Here is a 21,741-nt window from a genome sequence, read left to right on the forward strand (position 1 = left end):
GCGCGCCCGGGGGGCGCCGCCCCCGCGGGCGGCCCCCCCCCCCCCCCCACGTCGAGCGGGCGCGTCAGCCCAGCTTCGACGGGTCCATCACCTGGTCGGCCGGCGGTGCGGTGGCCGTGACGGGCTTGCCGAAGTCGGAGAAGACGAGCGTGCCGGGCTCCTTGCCGCCGGCCTCGACCGTCTTGAGGACGTAGGGCTCGCCCTCCTTGGCGATGTACCAGGTGAGCGTCTCGCCGTTGCCCTTGTTCTTGGTCAGGGTGACGGCGGGAAGGCCGTCGACCTCGGCGTCGGCGCCCTTGGTCATGCCCTTCCGCTCGGACTTGTCCTTGTCCATCTCCTTGATCAGGCTGTTGAGGTCGCACATGTCGGCCAGCTCGCCCGCGTTCCCGTCGGACATCTTCATCCAGCGGCCCTTGAGGAGCTCGGCCATGGCGTCGCCCTCCTCGGCCGGGGCGCCCTCGCTCTTGGCCATGCTCTGCCAGAACTTGTCGTCGCCCTTCATGTACATGACCTTGTTGGCCTGCAGGAGGTCCGCGGTGGCTCCGTCGATGGTCATCTTGCCGACGCAGGCGCTCTTGTCGTCGACCGCGAGGTCGATCTTCATCTGCTGACCGTCGGCCTTGCCGTCGCCGATCATGCGCAGCGAGGGCGCGCCCTTCATGGCCGTCACGGCCCGGTCCGCGATCGCGTCGGCGTCGAGGCCCTTGAAGGGGTCGACGGGAGCCTGGGTCGTGGTGGCGGACGCCGCAGGCTCCTTCTTGTCCCCGTCGGCCTTGGTGTCGCCGCCCTTGGAACAGCCCGTCACACCCGCGACGGCGGCCGCGCAGACCATCGTCGCGACCCAGATCTTCCTGTTGGCCCGCATTTTGCTCTCCTAGTGGTTTCTCTTGACCCCCGGGACAGTCCGACTCCTGTGAGGTCCCTGTGGATGCACGGCGAAGGGGGTGACCTCCGACACGTCGCTCCGGGGACACCGAAGCGGACGGGCTACTCGACGATGTGGCGGCCCTCGGGCTGGGCGCTGCAGGAGGCCCGGAAGGCGCAGTGGGCACAGTGCTGGCCCGTGGTGGGGGTGAATCGCTCGTCGAGGACGCGGCCGGCGGCCGTGGCCAGGAGGTCGCCGACCCACTCCCCCGCGAGGGGTTCCTGTGCCTGGACCTTCGGGAGGGCCTCGCCGCCCTCCTTCTTGGGGGCGGCCTGGCGCAGCTGTACGAGTTCGGCACCGCCGGGGTCGGGGCGGTGGCCGTCGAAGACCTCGTCCAGGGCCCCTTCGCGTACCGCGAGCTGGTACACGGCGAGCTGGGGGTGGTGGGCGACCTCGTCCCTGGTCGGAGCGGACTTGCCGGTCTTGAAGTCGACGACGTAGGCGCGGCCGTGTTCGTCCGTCTCGACGCGGTCCATGGAGCCGCGGATCCGGACCTCGTACGCGCCGGCTTCGAGGGTCACGTCGAAGTCGTGCTCGGTGGCGGCGGGGGTTCGGCCGCCGCGGTCCATGACGTGCCAGCGCAGGAAGCGTTCCAGCGCCACGCGCGCGTGCTCCTTCTCCTGTGCGGACTTCCAGGGGGCGTCGAAGGCGAGGCCGTCCCAGACCGAGTCCAGACGGGCCATGAGGACGTCGAGGTCGGCGGGCGTGCGGCCGGAGGCGACCTCGTCGGCGAGGACGTGGACGACGTTGCCGAAGCCCTGCGCGGCGGTGGCGGGGGCGTCGGCCTTGACCTCGCGGCCCAGGAACCACTGCAGGGCGCAGGTGTTGGCGAGCTGGTCGAGGGCGGAGCCGGAGAGGGCGACGGGGTGGGCGCGGTCGCGGAGCGGGACCCGGCTGCGGGTGGGCTCGAACAGGCCCCACCAGCGGTCCGGGTGGGCGGCCGGCACCAGCGGCTGGCCCTCGTCGTCGGTGAGCGCGGCGAGCCGGGCGAGCCGCTGGGCGGCGGCGTCGCGGAGCGCGTCGGAGGCGGCCGGGTCGACGGTGGTGGCGCGCAGTTCGGCGACGAGCGCGGCGACGGCGAGCGGGCGGCGGGGGCGGCCCGGGACGTCCTTGGGCTCGGTGCCCAGTTCGGTGAGGAAGCGGGAGGGCTGGTCGCCGTCGTCGGCGGGGGCCTTGACGGCGGTGACGACGAGCCGGTCGCGGGCGCGGGTGGCGGCGACGTAGAAGAGGCGGCGCTCCTCGGCCAGGAGGGCGCCGGGGGTGAGGGGTTCGGCGAGTCCGTCGCGTCCGATGCGGTCGGCTTCGAGGAGGGAGCCGCGGCGGCGCAGATCGGGCCAGAGGCCCTCCTGGACGCCGGCGACGACGACGAGGCTCCATTCGAGGCCCTTGGCGCGGTGGGCGGTCATCAGGCGCACGGCGTCGGGCCGGGTCTGGCGCTGGGAGAGGGTGTCGGCGGCGATGTCCTGGGCGTCGAGCTCTTCGAGGAAGTTCAGGGCGCCGCGGCCGCCGACACGGTCCTCGGCGCGAGCGGCGGCCTCGAAGAGGGCGCAGACGGCGTCGAGGTCACGGTCGGCGTTCCGGCCGGCCGGGCCGCCGCGCAGGGCCGCGCGCTCCAGCCGGCCGGGCCAGGGGGTGCCGTTCCACAGCAGCCAGAGGGCTTCCTCGGCCGTACCGCCCGAGGCGAGGCGGTTGCGGGCCTGACGGAGCAGCTCGCCGAGCCGCTTGGCTCCGCGGGCGTACGACTGGTCGTGCGCGACGAGCCGCTCGGGCTCGGCGAGCGCACGGGCGAGGAGTACGTCGGAGGGCGGCGGCACCTGGTTGCCGCCGGCCCGCTCCTCGTCGCGCAGGGCACGGCCGAGACGGCGCAGATCGGCGGGGTCCATGCCGGCGAGGGGCGAGGCGAGCAGGGTGAGCGCGGTCTCGGTGTCGAGCCACGCCGCGGCGCCCGCCGCACCCGCCTCGTCGTCGTCCGTCCGCGCGCCGCCCTCACCGGCCTGGTCGGCCGCGACGGCTTGATCGGCTGAAGCGGCGGCTGCGGCGGCTGCGGCGACGTCGTCGCCCCGGTCGGCCGCGACGACTGGGTCGACTGGGTCGACTGGGTCGACTGCGGCAGCCTCGTGGACCTCGTTGGCCTCGGCGTCCTGGCCGGCCGCGACGGCTCGGTCGACTGCGGCGGCCTCGTGGACCTCGTTGGCCTCGCCGCCCTCGTCGGTCGCGACAGCTCGGTCGGCCGCGACGGCTCGGTCGACTGCGGCAGCCTCGTCACCTTGGTCGGCCGCAACAGCGTGGTCAGCGACGGCGACCTCGTCGACGACGGCGGTCGCGGGGGAGCCGGCCGACCTCCCGTCCTCCTCGCCGGCCGCGTCCGGGGTCGCCGCCGCGCGCAGGGCGAGCAGCAGCGGGGTCACCGCCGGTTCGTGGCGGAGGGGGGTGTCGGCGGTGTCGGTCTCCAGGGGGACACCGGCCGAGGTGAGGGCTCGGCGGAGCCCCGGGACGGTGGTGCCCGCGCGGACCAGGACGGCCATGTCCTGCCAGGGGACCCCGTCCTCCAGGTGGGCCCGGCGCAGGAGGTCGGCGATGTTGTCGGACTCGGTGGAGGCCGTGGGATACGTGTACACCTCGACCCGGCCGCCCCCGCGCGACGCCACCGGCTCGCGGTGGGCGCGGACCTTCTCGCCGGGCAGGCGCGGCAGCGGCATCCGCCGGGTGAGTTCCCGCGTCGCGGCGAGCAGGCCCGCGCCCGAGCGGCGGGAGCCCGTCAGGACCCGGACGTCCGAGGGCCGGCCGTCGAGCCGCCGGAAGGTGTCGGGGAAGTCGAGGATGCCGTTCACGTCGGCACCCCGGAACGCGTAGATCGACTGGTCCGGGTCGCCGAAGGCGACCACCGTGCGGCCGCCCCCCGCCAGCGCGCGCAGCAGCCGCACCTGGGCCGGGTCGGTGTCCTGGTACTCGTCCACGAACACGGCGTCGTAGTCGGGCAGCGTCACGCTCTCCGACAGCAGCACCGCCCGGTGCACGAGCTCCGTGTAGTCGAGCACTCCCTGCAGGTCCAGGACGTCCAGGTACTCCGCCAGGAAGCCGGCCGCCGCCCCCCAGTCCGGGCGCCCCACCCGCTGGGCGAACTCGGCCAGCGCCCGCGGCCCGAGCCCCAGCTCGCGCGAGCGCGCGAGGACGGCCCGTACCTCGTCGGCGAAACCGCGCGTCGTCAGACAGGCGCGCAGCTCGTCGGGCCACCGGATGCCCGCGAGCCCCGCCTTCTCCAGGTCGATCTGGCCAGCGAGCAGTTCCCGTACGAACAGGTCCTGCTCCGGTCCCGACAGCAGCCGCAGCGGCTCGGCGAAGAGTTCCGCGTCCTGGTGGGCGCGGATCAGGGCGTAGCAGTACGAATGGAAGGTCGTCGCCTGCGGTGGCCGCGGGCCGCCCGCCCGGTGCCCACCGCCCGTGCCGGGGAGCGCGCCGATCCGCGCCGCCATCCGGTCCCGCAGCTCCACGGCGGCCTTGCGGCTGAAGGTGAGGACGAGGATCCGCTCCGGGTCGGTCCCCTTCTCGATCCGGGCGGCGACCGCCTCCACCAGCGTCGTGGTCTTGCCGGTGCCCGGTCCCGCGAGGACGAGCAGCGGTCCGCCCGTGTGGTCAACCACTTCCCGCTGCGCTGCGTCCAGCAGAGGGGGTTCCACCTGGGCCGGGGCGGTGCGCACCAGACGGTACGCGCCCGTGGTCCGCCCCTGGTACGGCGTGCGCCGGGTGGTGGAGGAGGAACTCACGTGGATCGACCGGTCCTGAGCGAAGAGGTGGAGAGGTGTACGGGGCGAACGACGACGTTACGGGAAACGGAGGGCGTCCGAGCCGCACTCCGTACCCGCCTCGGTGCCTTCGGCGGGCCGCCCGGCCCGGCCGGCGGTGGGCAGAGCCGTCAGGTGTGAGTTCCCGCACGCGGATCCCGGTGGGCGCCGTCCACGCCGTCCCACCGCGCGCGCCGCATGTCGATCTTCGGCACGTGCCCCTCGGCGCCGCGCCCGGCCTGGCGCAGTGGGGTGCCCTCGTCCCGGTAGTGCCCGAGGGCGCGCAGCTCGTGACCGGGCAGCAGCGTGCCGTCGGAGCGCACCACGCGCCACCACGGCACGGCCCCGCCGTACAGGGCCATCACTCGGCCGACCTGGCGCGGGCCGCCGTCGCCGAGCCATTCGGCGACGTCTCCGTAGGTCATCACCCGGCCCGGCGGGATCAGCTCGGCGACTTCAAGGACCCGCTCCGCGTACTCCGGAAGCTCCTCCACGCTCATCCGCCCCATCCTGCCTCACCCCACCGACAACGCCCTGATGCCTCCGTCGGGCGCCGCTTCGTGCCACCATCGTCCGGGCGGTGACTGGTGATACGAGATCAAGAGCGACAAGACGACCAAGAAGAACAACAATTCGAAAAGCAGGACGCGTCGCACGACGAGCACGCGGCACAAGCAGAGACGGACACGGTGATGGGGTACGACGCTCGGCCTCCTGAGGAGGGGGGTCACCCCGACCTGCCCTCGCCCGAAGGGGAGCCGAACGAGCAGGTCTCGCAGGACGAGCCGCTGCTCGCCGCCCGTGTGCACCGCCCGTCCGACCTGATGAGGCTGCTCGTCGGCGTCCTCGCGATCGCCCTCGTCATCGCCATCGCCGCCTTCGCCCACGGCACCACCTCAGGTCTTGAGCAGGACATCAACAAGGGCGCAGGCGGCGCACCCGACGTCTTCGTCAAGATCGCCGGTCTGGTCTCCAGCATCGCCGTGCTGCTCGTACCGGTGGCCTTCGCCATCGAGCGGCTGATCAAACGGGACGGTCTGCGGATCGCCGACGGCGTCCTCGCCGCCGTGCTCGCCCACGGCGTCACCCTCGCCACCGACCTCTGGGTCGCCAAGGCGGCGCCCGGCACCATCCAGGATGCCCTGACCCAGCCCGCCTCCGGCGGAGGGCTCACCGACCCGGTCCACAACTACCTCGCGCCGGTCATCGCGTACATGACCGCCGTCGGCATGGCCCGCCGTCCGCGCTGGCGGGTGAGCCTGTGGGCGGTGCTGCTGCTCGACGCGTTCACGATGCTGGTCGCCGGGTACACCACCGCGTTCTCGATCATCCTGACCGTCCTGATCGGCTGGACCGTGGCGTACGGAACGCTGTACGCGGTCGGCTCCCCCAACGTCCGTCCCACCGGGCAGACGCTCCTGGCCGGTCTGCGCCGGGTCGGATTCCGGCCGGTCACGGCGCTGCGCGCCGAGGGCGCGGGCGTGCCCGACTCGACCGACGGCAGCGACCGCGGCCGTCGCTACATCGTCACGCTGGAGGACGGGCCGCCGCTCGACGTCACCGTCGTGGACCGGGAGCAGCAGGCACACGGCTTCTTCTACCGGGTCTGGCGCAGGATCACCCTGCGTGCGATCACCACCCGCCGGTCGATCGTCTCGCTGCGCCAGGCGCTGGAGCAGGAGGCCCTCCTCGCGTACGCGGCGATCGCCGCCGGGGCCAACGCGCCGAAGCTGATCGCCACCTCCGAGCTGGGTCCGGACGCCGTGATGCTCGTGTACGAGCACCTGGGCGGCCGGACCCTGGACTCGCTGGACGACAAGGAGATCACCGACGATCTCGTGCGCAGCGCCTGGCGGCAGGTGAAGGCGCTGCAGTCGCGCCGGATCGCGCACCGCAGGCTCGCCGGAGACGCGATTCTGGTGGATCGTTCCGGCAAGGTGATCCTGACCGATCTGCGGGGCGGTGAGATCGCCGCGGGCGACCTGATCCTGCGGATGGACATCGCGCAGCTCCTCACCACCCTCGGCCTGCGGGTCGGGGCCGAGCGTGCGGTGGCCGGGGCCGTGGCCGTGCTCGGCCCGGACGCGATCGCCGACTGTCTCCCGCTGCTCCAGCCGATCGCGCTGAGCCGCTCCACGCGGGCGACGCTGCGGAGGCTGGCGCGCGAGCGCTCCCAGCGGGAGCGCGAGGCCGTGCTCGAGGCGTCGGAGGCGTCGAAGCGGGCCCGGGCCGAGGCCGCGGCGGCCGCCGGGGGCACCACGGACCTGAAACCGGACCGCAAGTCCGACCGGAAGATCGAGAAGGCGGAGAAACAGGCGGAGAAGCGGGCCCTGGACGAGGCGCTCGACGAGGCCCGCGAGGAGGATCTGCTGGCGCAGATCCGCCAGCAGGTGCTGCTGATCCGGCCCCAGGCGCCCGTCGAGCCGGTCCGCCTGGAGCGGATCAAGCCGCGCACGCTCGTCAGTCTCATCGCCGGCGCCGTCGCCGCGTACTTCCTGCTCTCGCAGATCGCCCGGACTCCGCTGTCCACCATCAGCTCGGCGGACTGGCGGTGGGTGGCGGCCGCGGTGCTCTTCTCGGCGCTCAGCTACATCGCCGCCGCGATGAGCCTGCTCGGCTTCGTACCGGAGCGGGTCGGGTTCTGGCGGACGGTGATCGCGCAGGTGGCCGGGTCGTTCGTGAAGATCGTCGCCCCGGCGGCGGTCGGCGGTGTCGCGCTGAACACCCGCTTCCTCCAGCGCTCGGGAGTGCGGCCGGGGCTCGCGGTCGCGAGCGTCGGCGCGTCGCAGCTCTTCGGGCTCGGCGCGCACATCCTGCTGCTGCTGGCCTTCGGCTATCTGACGGGTACGGAGAAGTCGCAGTCGTTCACCCCGTCCAGGACGGTGATCGCCGGTCTGCTGACCGTGGCGGTCCTGGTCCTGGTGGTCACCGCGATCCCCTTCATGCGCAAGTTCGTCTCGACGCGGCTGCGGTCGCTGTTCGCGGGTGTCGTGCCACGCATGCTGGACGTGCTCCAGAGGCCGCTGAAGCTGCTCACGGGCATCGGCGGGATGCTGCTCCTGACCGGTGTGTTCGTGCTCTGTCTGGACGCCTCGATCCGCGCGTTCGGGCACGACAGCCAGGGACTCAGCTACGCCAGCGTGGCGGTCGTCTTCCTCGCCGGCAACGCGCTCGGCTCGGCGGCGCCGACACCGGGCGGTGTGGGCGCGGTCGAGACCGCGCTGACGCTCGGTCTGGTCGCGGTCGGCCTCCCCATCGAGGTCGCGACCCCGGCGGTGCTGCTGTACCGACTGCTGACCCTGTGGCTGCCGGTACTGCCGGGGTGGCTGTGCTTCAACTGGCTGACGAAGCGGGGCGCGCTCTAAGCGCCGGGGCGCCCTTCCCCGCGAGGGGCGACGCCGTGCGACCGATGCCGGCCGTGCGGCGGGGGCGCGCTTCCCCGCGACCGCCGTGCGACGGTCCGCGACCCCGGCGGGGGCTCCCTCGTGACACCCGTGTGGGTGCCCGCCCGCGCGGGGTGGGTTCGTTCGGCTCACGATGGATGCATGCCGATCTCCGCCGCGCAGCGTGCCGCCCTGCTCATCGCGACCACCATGGTGCTCGCCGTGGGCGCCGCCGGATGTTCGGACAGTGGCGGCACGGCCTCCGACTCGCCCACCGACCTCGCCGGGTTCGCCACCCAGAACCTGGAGTGGGCCCCCTGTCCGCCCCCGTCCGCCGCGGAGGGCGGCGGACCGGCGCCCTCCCCGCTGCCCGGCGGGACCCCCTGGGAGTGCTCCTTCATGGAGGCACCGCTCGACTACGACGACCCCGGGGGCGAGACCATCGAGCTGGCCCTGATCCGCGCCCGGACCAGCAACCCCGACCAGCGGATCGGCTCCATGATCTACAACTTCGGCGGCCCGGGCGGCTCCGGCGTCACCGGACTGCCGTCGTTCGCCCCGGACTACGAGAAGCTCCGCACCCGCTACGACCTCGTCTCCTTCGACCCCCGCGGCGTCGGCCGCAGCGCGGACGTCCAGTGCCTGACCGACAAGGAGCTGGACGCCTACTACGCGATGGACTTCACCCCGGACGACGCCGCCGAGGAGCGGACCATGTCCGACGGGCAGAAGAAGTACGCCGCCGGCTGCGAGAACGAGTCCGGCACCGTCCTCCCCCACGTCGGCACCGAGAACGCGGCCCGCGACATGGACCTGATGCGCCAGGTCCTCGGCGACGACAAGCTCCACTACTTCGGCATCTCGTACGGCACACAGCTGGGCGGCGTCTACGCCCACCTGTTCCCGAAGAACGTCGGCCGTGCCCTCTTCGACGCGGTCGTCGACCCGAACTCCGGCACGGAGGCGGGAGCGCTCGGCCAGGCTCAGGGCTTCCAGCTCGCCCTCGACAACTTCGCCAAGGACTGCGTGGCCCGTGGCGACGCCTGCACGCTGCCCGGCTCGACGGCCGCCGAGATCGAGGGATTCATCATCAACCTCCTCGACGAGCTCGACGAGAACCCGATCCCCGGGATCGGGGACCGCAAGCTCACCCAGACGCAGGCCACCAACGGCATCGCGCAGGCGCTGTACTCCAAGGAGTTCTGGCAGTACCTGGAGCAGGGGCTCGACTCGGCCGAGGGTGGCGACGGCGGGCTGCTCCTCGCCCTCTCCGACTCCATGAACGGCCGGGACCAGAACGGCAGCTACAGCAACATCCAGGCGGCGAACGCGGCCATCAACTGCGTGGACTTCGAGGAGCGCTACACCCTCGGCCAGGCCAAGGAACGGCTCCCGGAGTTCCAGAAGGTCTCCCCGGTCTTCGGTGACTACATGGGCTGGGCCCTGTCGGGCTGCTCCCAGTGGCCCGTCCCGGGCGCCTGGGAGCACCCCGACGTCTCCGCGCCCGGCTCCGCCCCGATCCTGGTGCTCGGCACGACGGGCGACCCGGCAACCCCGTACGCGGGCACCCGGGCGATGGTGGACGCGCTCGGCGAGGGCGTGGGCGTGGAGCTGACGTTCGAGGGCGAGGGGCACGGCGCGTACAACGGCGGCAACGCGTGCGTGCAGAACACCGTCAACGCGTACTTCCTCGAGGGGAAGGTCCCCGCGTCCGGGACGGTCTGCAAGTAGCCCGGCCGACCCCTAGGATGGCGGTTTCGGTCCGGATCATGGGGGTTGTCTTGTCCACACGGATACGAGTGGCGGTCCTTGCCGTCACCGGGTTGCTGATCGCGGGCTGCACGAGCACCGCGGGCCCCGCCGACACCCCCCGGAGCAGCGGCAAGACCCCGCCCAGCGCGGACGCGAAGCCGTCGAAGGACGCCGAACTCCCCGCCTCTCTCACCGGGCAACGCCCCGGCTGGAAGCCCTGCGCCGCCCCGGAGGGCGGCGAGGAGCCCGGTGCCGACTGGCGCTGCGCGCAGGTGCGGGTCCCGCTCGACTACACGCGGCCCGAGGGCGAGACGATCCCGATCGCGCTGATCCGCAAGGAGGCCCGCGACAAGAACCGGCGGATCGGCTCCCTCCTCTTCAACTTCGGCGGCCCGGGCGCCTCCGGGGTCGAGATCCTCCCCCGCGCGGCCCAGGAGTACAGCGGGCTGAACCGCCGCTACGACCTGGTCGGCTTCGACCCCCGCGGCGTCCGGCAGAGCGCCGGCGTCGTGTGCCGGGACGACAAGGAGCTGGCCGCCGCGGAGAGCGTCGACGCGACGCCGGAGACGCCTGCCGAGGAGGTCGCCTTCCATGCGGACGGCGCCGCCTTCGGCGCCGGATGCGCCCGCCGCTCGGGCAAGGTCATCCCGCACACCACCACCAGCAACACCGCCCGGGACCTGGACCTGGTCCGGCACGTCCTCGGCGACGACAAGCTGAACTACTTCGGCATCTCCTACGGGACCCAGCTCGGCGGCGCCTACGCCCACCTGTTCCCGACGCGCGTCGGCCGGACCGTCCTCGACGCGGTCGTCGACCCGACCGCCGACACCACGGGCCACGCCCGCAACCAGACCATCGGCTTCCAGCGCGCCCTGGACAACTACCTGAAGAGCACCGGCGAGGACCCGAAGCAGGGGACGGCCCGGATCACCCGTCTGCTGGAGCGACTGGACGGCGACCCGCTGCCCGTCGGCGACCGGCAGCTGACCGACGGTCTGGCGCTCACCGGCATCGCGGTCACCCTCTACTCGGAGAGCAGCTGGCCCATGCTGACCTCCGCCCTGGAGCAGGCCCGGAACCGCGACGGCGCGCAGCTGCTCGCCCTGGCCGACGCGTACAACGACCGGGACGCCTCCGGGCACTACTCGACCCAGTCCCACTCCCAGCGGGCGATCTCCTGCGCCGACTCCGCCGAGCGCAAGACCGTCGAGCAGGCGAAGGCGCTGCTGCCGGAATTCCGTGAGCTGTCGCCGGTGTTCGGCCCGTTCCTGGCCTGGGACACGGCCGGCTGGTGCGCGCAGTGGCCGGTCAAGGGCGAGCGCGTCGATCCCGACGTGAGCGCGCGCGGCGCCGGCCCGATCCTGGTCGTCGGCACGACCGGCGACCCGGCGACCCCGTACGAAGGGGCCGAGCGGATGGCGAAGGAGCTGGGCACCGGCGTCGGCGTCCTGGTCAGCAACGAGGGCGAGGGCCACGGCGCCTACGGCACGTCCCCCTGTGTGACGCGGACGGTCGACGCCTACCTCCTGGACGGCACGGTCCCGAAGTACGGCACGCGCTGCTCCTAGGGCGACGAGAAGGGGCCCGGACCTGATGTCAGGTCCGGGCCCCTTCTCGTACGGGTCTAGTAGATCGGCTTCTCGGGCTCGATCTGGTTCACCCAGCCGATGACGCCGCCGCCGACGTGCACCGCGTCCGCGAAGCCCGCGGACTTGAGCACGGCGAGGACTTCCGCACTGCGGACACCGGTCTTGCAGTGCAGGACGATCCGCTTGTCCTGCGGGAGGTCCTGGAGGGCGTTGCCCATCAGGAACTCGTTCTTCGGGATCAGTCGCGCGCCGGGGATCGAGACGATCTCGTACTCGTTGATCTCCCGGACGTCGATGATGTCGATGTTCTCGCCCTCGTCGATCCACTCCTTGAGCTGCTTGGGAGTGATCGTCGAGCCGAGCGCCGCCTCCTGGGCCTCCTCGGACACGACGCCGCAGAAGGCCTCGTAGTCGATGAGCTCGGTGACGGTCGGGTTCTCGCCGCAGACCGCGCAGTTCGGGTCCTTGCGGACCTTCACCTGGCGGTACTGCATCTCCAGGGCGTCGTAGATCATCAGCCGGCCGACCAGCGGGTCGCCCACGCCGGCCAGGACCTTGATCGCCTCGGTGACCTGGATGGAGCCGATGGACGCGCAGAGCACGCCCAGGACGCCGCCCTCGGCGCAGGACGGGACCATGCCCGGCGGCGGGGGCTCCGGGTAGAGGCAGCGGTAGCAGGGGCCGTACTCGGACCAGAAGACGGACGCCTGGCCGTCGAAGCGGTAGATCGAGCCCCAGACGTACGGCTTGTTCAGCAGCACGCACGCGTCGTTGACGAGGTAACGCGTGGCGAAGTTGTCCGTGCCGTCGACGATCAGGTCGTACTGGCTGAAGATGTCCATCACGTTCTCGGCCTCGAGCCGCTCTTCGTGGAGGATCACGTTCACGTACGGGTTGATGCCGAGCACCGAGTCCTTGGCGGACTCCGCCTTGGAGCGGCCGATGTCCGCCTGGCTGTGGATGATCTGGCGCTGCAGGTTCGACTCGTCGACCTCGTCGAACTCCACGATGCCGAGCGTGCCCACACCGGCCGCGGCCAGGTACATCAGGGCCGGCGAACCGAGGCCACCGGCGCCCACACAGAGCACCTTGGCGTTCTTCAGCCGCTTCTGCCCGTCCATCCCGACATCCGGGATGATCAGGTGGCGGGAGTACCTGCGGACCTCGTCTACGGTGAGCTCGGCAGCCGGCTCGACCAGGGGTGGCAGCGACACGGGGGCTCCGTTGGTCGGTATGTCAGTACGGTTGTTCTCCCCGTAACACTGCCACGGCCCTTCTCATTCCGAGACACCCGGTCCAATGCGCGAGACGATTTCGTCCCAGTAGCCGGGCAGAGTTTGGAATGGGTCGCTTTGTCCCGTCCGGTCCGCGTGGTCCGTGAAGAAGATCGTCCCCGCCCCCTGCCAGCGGGCGATCCGCATCGCCTCCTCCAGGTGACTGCGCGGCACCCCGTGGACGAGATGGACGAACTTCTCCGGCGGGTACTCGGCGGTCCACTCGGCCACCTGCGACCAGCGGTAGTCCGTCCACGGCCCGGAGAAGGTGACCAGCTGGTCGGCCGTCTCGGCGTATCCCGGGTACGGGTGGGTGCCGTGGCCGAGGACGAGGTGGGCCTCTCCGTCGAGGACCGCCTCCAGGGTGGCCGTGACGCGTCTCACCTCGGGCAGATCGGCCCGGTCGGTGGGACACCGGTCCAGATAGAAGCCGTCGGCCCGGTACCAGTCGAGGTAGCGGTGGGCGTCCGAGACGATCTCGCCGAACTCGCGCGAGCCGTGGCGGAGGTCCAGGTGCCCGAGGACCCGGATCCCGGCGTTCCGCAGCCGGCCCGCCGCCTCCAGGCAGTGCGGGTCGGGCCGGTCCCCCGGTCCCCCGGCGACATTGAGCACGGCCCAGTGCAGGGGGGTGCCGGGACGGGTCAGTTCGGCCCACTCGACGGGAGCGAGCAGCGGGTGGGCGTAGCCGGGGACGCCGAAGCCCAGCTCCGGCGTCTGTACGGCCCCGGTCGTGCTCGTGGTCAGATGCGACATGCCGCCTCCATCCAGATGTCGGCGAGCGACTCCTCCAGGTTGATCCTGGGGCGCCAGCCGAGCCGGTCGCGTGCGGTGCGGACGTCGGCCTGCTGCCAGCCGCCGCAGCCGTCGGGGTACGGGTAGGGCGCGGCGGCCAGTTGCTCGGCGATGGTCTCGGTGCGGGGAGCGCCGATGACGGGCCGCTGGGACGGGCCGTGCGGGCCGTCGACCTCATGCAGGGTCCCGGCGTATCCGGCGACGCGGGCCAGCACGGCGGCGGCGTCGCGCAGCCTGACCGCGCGGCCGGTGCCGATGTTGACGACTCCCTGGGCCGCGGAGAGCGAGGCCGCGTGGACGGCGCGGGCCACGTCCCGTACGTCGACGAAGTCGCGCTGCACGCCGAGGCCGCTGAGCTTCAGCTCGCCGTCGCCCGCCTGCATGGCGCGGCGCATGGCCTCGGCGAGACGGCCGAGCGGGGAGCCGGCCGGAGTGCCGGGGCCCACGGGCGAGAACACCCGGAGCACCACGGCGTCGAGCCCCGAGCCGAGGACGAGTTCGGTCGCCGCCAGCTTCGACACCCCGTAGGGGCCGCCGGGGCGGGGCACGGCGTCCTCGGCGGTGGAGGATCCGGGCTGGCTCGGGCCGTACTCAGAGGCGCAGCCGACCTGGACCAGCCGGGCGCCGCAGCCGCTGCGGCGCAGGGCCTCGCAGACGGTGGCCACGGCGACGGTGTTGTGCCGGGTCAGCTCGCGGGCGCCGCCGCGGGTGGCGCCCGCGCAGTTGACGACGACTCCGGGGTGGACGGCGTCCAGGAACCGGGTCAGGGCACCGGGGCTGCCGCCGGCGAGGTCGAACCGTACGTCGGCGTCGTCGCCCCGTCCGAGTGCGGTGAGGTGCACGGCCGGGTCGGCGAGCAGTCTGTCGGCGACGAAGCGGCCGAGGAATCCGTTGGCTCCGAGCAGCAGCACCCTCATCGTGCGGCCCCTTCGTGCCGACCGGCCGTTGCTGGGGGTTGCGAGGTCATGTCTCTTTCGTCTCCTTGGGATGGGGTCCTGCGGTGGGTGCGCCCGCGGCGTCGGCTCCGCGGGTGCGCCGGGGTTCAGGTGCCGGTGGCGGCGTGGGCCGAGGCCCGGGAGAGGGCGGCGGTGGCGTGGGCCAGCAGGCCGAGCGCCGCGGTGCCGCAGACGAGGGTGGGTACGGCGCCGGGGCCCCAGGTGTCGACGAGCGCGCGGACCGGGGCGGCGAGGAGGTCGCAGCCGGGCACGCGGCCCGCCAGGACGCTCGCGAGGGCGAGCGCCTCGGCGGCGCAGGCGGCGGCGAGGCCGCTCGCGGCGGTCTCGGGGAAGCCGTGGACGGTGAGGAGCCTGGCGAGCATGAGGAGCGCACCGAGGGCGAGGGCGCCGGGCACGAAGCCGGTCAGCCCCGACAGGCCCGCGAGGGCGGCCAGATGGAGGGCGACGGTGGCCAGCAGCAGGGGGCGGGTGCCGGCGGCGAAGTCCTCCAGGCCGCGGCTGGCGGTGAGCCGGCGGCGGGCCCGGACGGCGAAGAGCCGGGCGCACCAGGCGGCGGGGGCGACGGCGAGGGCGAGGGCGAGGAGGGGTTGGGGCGTGATCTCCCAGGGGCCGTCGGGTCCGCCGGCGAGCAGCTGCTGGAGAAGGCCGTCCCCGCCGACCGCGTACGCGAGGAGCCAGAGGGTCCAGACGCGGGCGGCGGGGACGGTGCGGCCGGCGGCGCGCAGGGGGCCTCGCCGGACGGCGACGGCGAGCGCGGCGGCCAGGCCGAGGGCCCCGGCCGCGCCGACGGCGAGGCGCACGGGCCCTTCGGTGAGGGCGAGTCCGGTGACGGTGAGGGCGGCGACGGCGCCGGGCGCGAGGGCGGCAACGGTCCACCCGGCCCAACCGGAAGGGGTGTTCCCCTCGGTCGCGGGACGCGGGGGCGCCCCGTCCTGCCGGGGCACGCGCGCGTACAGCTCCTCGGCGAGCGAGAACACGTCCCGGTGCCGGAATCGCGCCGCGGTCCGGTCGGTGACTCCGTGGGCCTCGAGTCCGGCGGCGATCTCCAGCGGATCGACGGCCCGCTCGCACAGCTCCCGGTGCCGGTGCATCAGCGCCTTGACGGGGTCGGCGGACCGCCGCCGCTGGGTCTTGGCGGCGGAACCGGGCGAGGCGGCGCCCCGGGTCGGGACCGGACCGGCGGTGGGTCCGCCCGGGACCGGACCGGCCGTGGGTCCACTCGGAACCGGACCGGCGGTGGGACCGCTCGGGACCGACCCGGCGGTGGGACCGCTCGGAACCGACCCGGCCGTGGGTCCGCCCGGGACCGACCCGGCCGTGGCTCCACTCGGAACCGACCCGGCCGTGGGTCCACTCGGAACCGGACCGGTAGCGGGACCACGTGGGGCGTCGCCCGGACCGGGCCGCGGCTCCGGGGCCGCGGCCCCCGACAGGGACGCGTCGTCCGCCCCGGGACCGCCGGCCGACCGCAGGTCGAGGTCCGTGCCGGGCCGGCGCCGGTCCCCGGGCTCCGTCGTGGCGGGCCTCGCGCCGGGCACGGTGGCGCCCGTTCCCGGCGCGGCGGGCATGCCCTCGGCCGTCCCCGGGCGGGTCCGGCGGCTCCAGCCCGGGGTCGCCGCCGGCTGCTGCCCGTCGGTCTTCACGGAGACCGTCACGGCCACGGTCAGCGCCGTCGTCTCCAGGAGCGCCTCGGCGTGGGAGTGCGAGGCGGCGGGGCCGCGCATGGGGGTGCCTCCTTCAGGCATCGGGGTCTCCCGCGACGGCGGCGCTCATGCGCCGGTCCGCCCAGGTGCCGGGGACGTACGCCTCCGCCGGGTGGGCGAAGGGGACGCCCTCGGCGTCATGGCGGCGCACCGGCGCGCGGGAGAGGAGTTCCAGGTAGATGCCGCGAAATGCCGCGAGGTTCTGTTCGACGGTGAAGAGTTCGAGCGCGCGGGCGCGGGCGGCGGCGCCCAGCCGGTGGCGGCGCTCGGGGTCGCGCAGCAGCGCGAGGCACGCGTCCGCGAGCGCCCGGGGATTGCGCGGGGGCACGACGAGCCCGGTGCCCCCGATGACCTCGACGACGGCGCCCACGTCCGTCGAGACCGTCGCCCGTGCGCAGAACATCGACTCGACCAGGCTGATCGGGAAGCCCTCGACGACGCTGGAGAGGACGACGACCGCGCCCGCCGCGTACGCCTCGGCGAGCGTCGGGGCCTCCGGTCCGCCGATCTCCTCGAAGGTGACCGGGTTCTCGCCGACCTCGTGCGCACCCGCGGCCTCGTCGGGGAAGAGCTGGGCCGCGAGCGCCCGGCAGTGCGCGAGGTACGCCGCCGCGCCGGACTCGCGCACCGGGGCGGCGATGATCCGGAGCCGGACCTCGGGCTGGGCCTTGCGCACCTCGGCGAAGGCATGCAGCAGGGCGATCAGGTCCTTGGCGGGTTCGACGCGGCCGACCCAGACGAGGGTCGCCGGGTCGCCGCTCTCCTCGTCCTCGCCGACCTCGGTGAACCGCTCGGACTCCATACCGGGGTAGACCGTGCGCAGCTTGGCCCGGTCGGCCCCGCACCTCTCCTGCCAGCGGCGCGCGTGGGTGTTGCCGGGGGTGAGGAGCGCGGCCTGCCGGTAGACCTCGGCGGCGAGCCGGCCCTGGAAGGCCGCGAGCAGAGCGCGTACGGGCGCGGCCAGCGGCCCGTCGGTGGCGGCGAGGTAGTGCGCGCGCAGCTGCACGCCGTACTCGGTGACCAGCAGCGGAGTGCCGAAGAAGCGTTTGGCCAACAGGCCGGGAAGCGCCGCCGATCCGCCGGACGCGGCGTGGCAGAGGTCGACCGCGCCGAGCCCGTCGTCGCCGTACCAGTCGAGCGACAGCGGGCGCAGCGCGCGCTCCAACCGGTCGACGAAGGCGAGGTAGTCGGGCACGGTGGCGTCGGCCACGCCCCGGCGTGCGCCGGGGGCGCGGCAGGCGTTCTCCAGCGTGCGGACCGCGAGTTCGGAGCGGAGGGCCGCGTAGAGACCGCCCCGCTCGCGGGCGAGTTCGGCCAGTCCGTAGAGACCGTCGGCGAAGGCGCGCTCCGCCGTCGCGTCGGCCTCGGCGCAGATCCCGGTCGCGAGCGCCCCGAAATGGCCGGCGAAGGATCTCCGTTCGCGTCGGCCGTAGGTGTGGCCGTCGTCCTCGGGGGCCCAGAGCGGGGCCGTGCGGACGCGCCGGACCTGCGGGGGCAGGTCGACCCAGCCGGCCTCCTCCTGCCGGGCGCTGCGGCTGAGGGCGTACAGGTCGAAGTCGTGCGACGCGAGCCCGCGCACGAGCCGGTCGCACCAGAGCCTGGACTCACCCGTGGCGTACGGGTAGCCACCCTCCGTGAGCAGTCCGATCCGCATGGCGTACACCCCCGATCTCCCTTGCCTGGCGGCGCCGTGGCTCGGCGACTCGCAGCGGGAAGAACGTAAGCGGAGAGAGTGGTGGCGCGACGGACGGTTGTCCGTCGCGCCACCGGAAGGGGTGAATGCACGTAACTTTCCCACCACGGTCGCGTTCCGTCGCGGTACGGGGTGTCGTGCGTACGGAGAGTCAGGCCGCGGCCGGCTCCCGGCGCCGTTCGCGGCGGGCCGTCACGAGGACATGCCCGTCCCGCGATTCGGGCACGGCCGACCGGCTCCGTGAACCGGTCGACCCGTCAACCGCCGGGATGCACCCAGGGGTTGGGGCGGCACTTGATGCCGTCGATGTCCAGGGACTTGGTCTGCTGCTGCATCACGGGGGCGAGGGCGCCGGGCGTACGGCAGGTCACATGGCTGTGTCCGAGCCGGTGCCCGACCTCGTGGTTGATGAGCATCTGCCGATAGGCGAACATCGCCTTGGGGCCGAAGGTCTCCGAGCCCTGCGCCCAGCGGAACGCGTTGATCATCACGCGCGAGGTGGAGGCGGAGTCGCAGGAGACGTTGTCGACGGTGGTGTCCAGGTCGGACTTCGCGCACCAGACGCCGGTGGTACCGGGACTCGCGAGCGTGATCACGAACTGCGGTTCCCCGCTGGAGATCCGCTCGAAGGTCATCTCGCCCTGACCGGCCCAGCTCCGTTTGTCGTTGAGGGTCTTCTGCACGGCCTGCGCGAAGAGTGCCGCGTCGAGGCCGATCCCCTTCTCGACATCGACCCGATAGCGGATCTTCTTCCCCTTGCCCGGGGCCTTGTCGAAGCCGGACACGGCCTCGAACTCGCCCGAGCCCTTGAGCTTGGGGTCGATGGGGAACTGAAGCGCCATCAACTCCTCGTACGTGGGGAGCGCGACGGGGGCGCTGGGCGCGGCCGGCGCGGCCTTCGGGGGTGCCGGCCTGGTGTCGGAGCGCGAGGCGCCGTCGTCCTCGACGGCGCGGTCGGCGGAGCCGTCCGCGGAGTGGGCCAGCGGGCCGCCGGAGTCTCCCTCCGCCACCTGACCCGCCACCACGACGGCGAGGACGGTGGTGACGGCGGCGGCGGCGATACCGGTGAGGGTCCGGCCCTTGCCGCCGGTCCTGGCGGGCGGCTCCTCGGGAAGCTCCTCCGGGCGGGACTCGCGCCGCTGTCCGGGGATGAAGGGGGTCTGCGCCGCGGTCTCGTCCCGGGCCGGCGGGGGCGTCTCCGAGAAGTCCGGGTAGCGCTGGGGCCGCGCCGGCGTCTCGGTGTGCTCGGGATGCCCGCCCCGTACCGCCGTGTCGTCGGGTCCGGCGTAGACCGGCGTGCCGTGCATCGGCGTGTCCCAGACCGGCCGGCCACCGCCGGTCCCGTACGCCCCCTGGCCGTACGCCCCCTGGCCCTGGGTGCGTGGGCCCTGGCCGTACGCGCCCTGGCCCTGGGTGGGCGGGCCCTGCCCGTACGCGCCTTGGGCGTAGCCGGTCCGACCGGCACCCTGGCGCGGTCCCGTGCCGCCCTGGAGGCCGTATCCGTCCTGTCCGTAGCGGCTCTGCTGCGCCTGGGCCGGCGGGGCGTACCCGTCCTGTCCCGGCGCGCGCCTGCGGCGTCCCGTCCCCGGCTCCGGCGCTTCCCGCCGCCCCGTATCGACGGGTGGAGCGGGCGCGGGGCCCTTCCGACTGTGTCGTCCCACGCCCCGGATCAGCTCCCGCCGCTGTCGTCTGTGCCGTCTTCGTCGGCTTCGATCAGTTCCCGGACGGCCTCGGCGACCGTCTCCGGGTACTCCATCATGGCCACATGCCCGGCGTCCGGGAGCGTCAGGAGGCGCGAGCCGCGGAACGCGGCGGCCGCCCGGCGTGCCATCCGGTACGAAACGAGCTGGTCACGGCCGCCGTAGATGAGCAGTGTCGGCGCCAGCACCCGTTCCGCCTGCCGCCACAGCCCGTGTTGACCGCCGAGGGTGTACGCGTCGACGATGCCGCGCGAGGAACGGGCCATGGCGTCCCAGAAGTACGGGAGCTCCAGGCGCCGCTCCATCTCCTCCACGGCGTGCCGGAAGCCCTCGTCGGAGACCCGGGCGGGGTCTCCGTAACAGAGGGAGAGCACTCCGCGGACCCGCTGCTCCGGCGTCCAGCCCCTGGTCAGCCTGGCGAACAGCGGCGCGACACCCGGCACGGCGAGCATCACGGTCGGCCATGCGGTGCGCTGGGCGCGCAGCTCGGGCAGGGCCGGGGAGACCAGGGTGAGGGTGCGGACCAGGTCGGGCCGGACCGCGGCGACGCGGGTGGAGACGGCACCGCCGAGCGAGTTGCCGATCAGGTGCACCGGCCCGCGGCCCGCGGCGTCGAGAAATCGGATGACGGCCCGGGCGTGTCCGGTGACCGAGTAGTTGCCGTCGTCGGGCGGCGGGGAGTCCCCGAAGCCGGGAAGGTCGACGGCCTCGCCGTCGACCCGGTCGGCCAGCAGCGGCATGAGCGCCGACCAGTTCTGCGAGGAGCCGCCGAGCCCGTGGACGTAGAGCGCGGGCGGGAGGCCCGGCCGGTCGCCCGGGCGGGCGCGCACGGTCAGCGTGAGACCGGGCAGCGCGACGGAGCGCAACTCCTCGCCGTCCGCCACTCGCACGGCGCGGGTTCGCGACGCGGGCGGTGCGGCGGCGGTCCGGGTCTCCGGCAGCTCGGTCGACGACATGGCCGCAATATTACGAGACGATCACGCGGCGGCGCGTGTGTGTGGCGTCACAGGTACGGGTGCGCCGCGCCAGGTGTGCTCCTACGCTCGAAGAGAGGGCCATCGGAGAGGACCCGCATGCCGGAAGGAATCGCATGACTGTCGATCCGACCGAGCCGGACACATTCGCCGAGGAAGAGGTCGCGGTGCTCGACGAGGAAATCCCGGAGGCCGACGCCGCCGAGCAGCACACGGATGTCCAGCAGCAGGAGGACGACCGACCCACACATCTCGAACAGGACTCCGCGAACCCGGCGGACGCATCCGAACAGGCGCGCGTCGTCACCTTGGACGAAGACGACTACCGCTGATTTGTTCGGTTTAACGTTGAATCGCCTGTCGCCTCGGACGTCCGGTCCGTGAAATTCTGCGTCCGCACCGCGCACAGCCGGGTTACCCAAAAGTACGATGGCGGGCGCGGCACCACCGTGCGCATGGATCGATTTTTGGGAGGCGGCGTGACAGCCATCGAGCAGACAGAGGCAGCACGCCCTCGGGGCACGCGCCTGCCGCGCCGAGCCCGACGGAACCAGCTCCTGGGTGCGGCCCAGGAGGTGTTCGTCGCTCAGGGGTACCACTCCGCCGCGATGGACGACATCGCCGAGCGGGCGGGCGTCAGCAAGCCGGTGCTCTACCAGCACTTCCCGGGGAAGCTCGAGCTCTACCTGGCCCTGCTCGACCAGCACTGCGAGGCGCTCCTCCAGGCCGTGCGCACGGCGCTCGCGTCGACCACGGACAACAAGCTGCGGGTCGAGGCGACGATGGACGCCTACTTCGCGTACGTGGAGGACGAGGGCGGCGCGTTCCGTCTCGTCTTCGAGTCCGACCTGACCAACGAGCCGGCCGTGCGCGAGCGCGTGGACCGGGTCAGCCTGCAGTGCGCCGAGGCGATCTCGGACGTCATCGCCGAGGACACCAACCTCTCCAAGGACGAGTCGATGCTGCTGGCCGTGGGCCTGGGCGGCGTCTCGCAGGTCGTCGCGCGCTACTGGCTCTCCAGCGAGTCCGCCATCCCCCGCGACAAGGCCGTGGCGCTGCTGACCTCGCTGGCCTGGCGCGGTATCGCGGGCTTCCCGCTGCACCCGACGGACGGCCAGCCGGTCACCGACGGCGGCTGAGCCCCGCTCCCCGGCCCCTCGGTCCGGCGTATTCCCTCCCCACTGTTCGCTCCTGGCGTTCGCCGGGTGCGCCGTG

At 73.3% G+C, this 21,741-nt stretch carries 15 protein-coding genes; 5 read left to right on the plus strand and 10 right to left on the minus strand.

Going from position 1 to position 21,741, the window contains the following annotated elements:
• Window positions 1–64 precede the first annotated feature (64 nt).
• The 3 genes from AB0D99_RS20495 to AB0D99_RS20505 form a co-directional block, all read right to left on the minus strand.
• Window positions 65–865, minus strand: a complete 801-nt coding sequence (locus AB0D99_RS20495) for a hypothetical protein (protein WP_362363745.1) — start codon at window positions 863–865, stop codon at window positions 65–67.
• A 122-nt stretch (window positions 866–987) separates the two neighbouring features.
• Window positions 988–4,689, minus strand: a complete 3,702-nt coding sequence (locus AB0D99_RS20500) for an ATP-dependent DNA helicase (protein ID WP_362363748.1) — start codon at window positions 4,687–4,689, stop codon at window positions 988–990.
• A gap of 149 nt (window positions 4,690–4,838) precedes the next feature.
• Window positions 4,839–5,216, minus strand: coding sequence for an MGMT family protein (locus AB0D99_RS20505; RefSeq protein ID WP_362363750.1), 378 nt, complete (start codon window positions 5,214–5,216; stop codon window positions 4,839–4,841).
• A gap of 183 nt (window positions 5,217–5,399) precedes the next feature.
• Between AB0D99_RS20505 and AB0D99_RS20510 the strand changes: the two genes are divergently transcribed.
• The 3 genes from AB0D99_RS20510 to AB0D99_RS20520 all read left to right on the plus strand — a co-directional run bounded on the left by AB0D99_RS20510 (window position 5,400) and on the right by AB0D99_RS20520 (window position 11,413).
• Entirely contained in the window at window positions 5,400–8,072 is a 2,673-nt protein-coding gene (locus AB0D99_RS20510; RefSeq protein WP_362363752.1) for a lysylphosphatidylglycerol synthase transmembrane domain-containing protein, read from the plus strand.
• A gap of 180 nt (window positions 8,073–8,252) precedes the next feature.
• A complete protein-coding gene (locus AB0D99_RS20515; RefSeq protein ID WP_362363755.1) occupies window positions 8,253–9,821 on the plus strand; it encodes an alpha/beta hydrolase in 1,569 nt (522 codons plus the stop codon).
• Window positions 9,822–9,871: 50 nt separating this feature from the next.
• A complete protein-coding gene (locus AB0D99_RS20520; RefSeq protein ID WP_362363758.1) occupies window positions 9,872–11,413 on the plus strand; it encodes an alpha/beta hydrolase in 1,542 nt (513 codons plus the stop codon).
• Window positions 11,414–11,469: 56 nt separating this feature from the next.
• Here the strand turns inward: AB0D99_RS20520 and moeZ are convergent, their stop codons facing one another.
• The 7 genes from moeZ to AB0D99_RS20555 form a co-directional block, all read right to left on the minus strand.
• Entirely contained in the window at window positions 11,470–12,648 is a 1,179-nt protein-coding gene (moeZ, locus tag AB0D99_RS20525) for an adenylyltransferase/sulfurtransferase MoeZ (protein ID WP_362363761.1), read from the minus strand.
• Between the two features lie 63 nt (window positions 12,649–12,711).
• Window positions 12,712–13,461 (minus strand): spherulation-specific family 4 protein, encoded by a 750-nt coding sequence (locus AB0D99_RS20530; protein ID WP_362363764.1) that lies wholly within the window; start codon window positions 13,459–13,461, stop codon window positions 12,712–12,714.
• A complete protein-coding gene (locus AB0D99_RS20535; protein WP_362363767.1) occupies window positions 13,449–14,417 on the minus strand; it encodes an NAD-dependent epimerase/dehydratase family protein in 969 nt (322 codons plus the stop codon). Before AB0D99_RS20535 ends, AB0D99_RS20530 begins: the two co-directional genes overlap by 13 nt.
• Before the next feature lie 125 nt (window positions 14,418–14,542).
• Window positions 14,543–16,180 carry a hypothetical protein gene (locus AB0D99_RS20540; protein WP_362363770.1) on the minus strand — a complete coding sequence of 546 codons (1,638 nt, stop codon included), beginning with the start codon at window positions 16,178–16,180 and terminating at the stop codon, window positions 14,543–14,545.
• A 13-nt stretch (window positions 16,181–16,193) separates the two neighbouring features.
• A complete protein-coding gene (locus AB0D99_RS20545; protein WP_362363773.1) occupies window positions 16,194–17,813 on the minus strand; it encodes a DUF3492 domain-containing protein in 1,620 nt (539 codons plus the stop codon).
• Window positions 17,814–18,109: 296 nt separating this feature from the next.
• Window positions 18,110–19,513, minus strand: a complete 1,404-nt coding sequence (locus AB0D99_RS20550; RefSeq protein ID WP_362363776.1) for a DUF3152 domain-containing protein — start codon at window positions 19,511–19,513, stop codon at window positions 18,110–18,112.
• A gap of 8 nt (window positions 19,514–19,521) precedes the next feature.
• Window positions 19,522–20,508, minus strand: a complete 987-nt coding sequence (locus AB0D99_RS20555; RefSeq protein ID WP_362363779.1) for an alpha/beta hydrolase — start codon at window positions 20,506–20,508, stop codon at window positions 19,522–19,524.
• 134 nt (window positions 20,509–20,642) lie between these two features.
• Between AB0D99_RS20555 and AB0D99_RS20560 the strand changes: the two genes are divergently transcribed.
• Window positions 20,643–20,858 (plus strand): hypothetical protein, encoded by a 216-nt coding sequence (locus AB0D99_RS20560; protein WP_362363782.1) that lies wholly within the window; start codon window positions 20,643–20,645, stop codon window positions 20,856–20,858.
• Between the two features lie 147 nt (window positions 20,859–21,005).
• Window positions 21,006–21,665, plus strand: a complete 660-nt coding sequence (locus tag AB0D99_RS20565; RefSeq protein ID WP_362363785.1) for a TetR/AcrR family transcriptional regulator — start codon at window positions 21,006–21,008, stop codon at window positions 21,663–21,665.
• Window positions 21,666–21,741: the final 76 nt, after the last annotated feature.

The sequence above is a fragment of the Streptomyces sp. NPDC047971 genome (assembly GCF_040653355.1).
Taxonomy (GTDB): Bacteria; Actinomycetota; Actinomycetes; order Streptomycetales; family Streptomycetaceae; genus Streptomyces.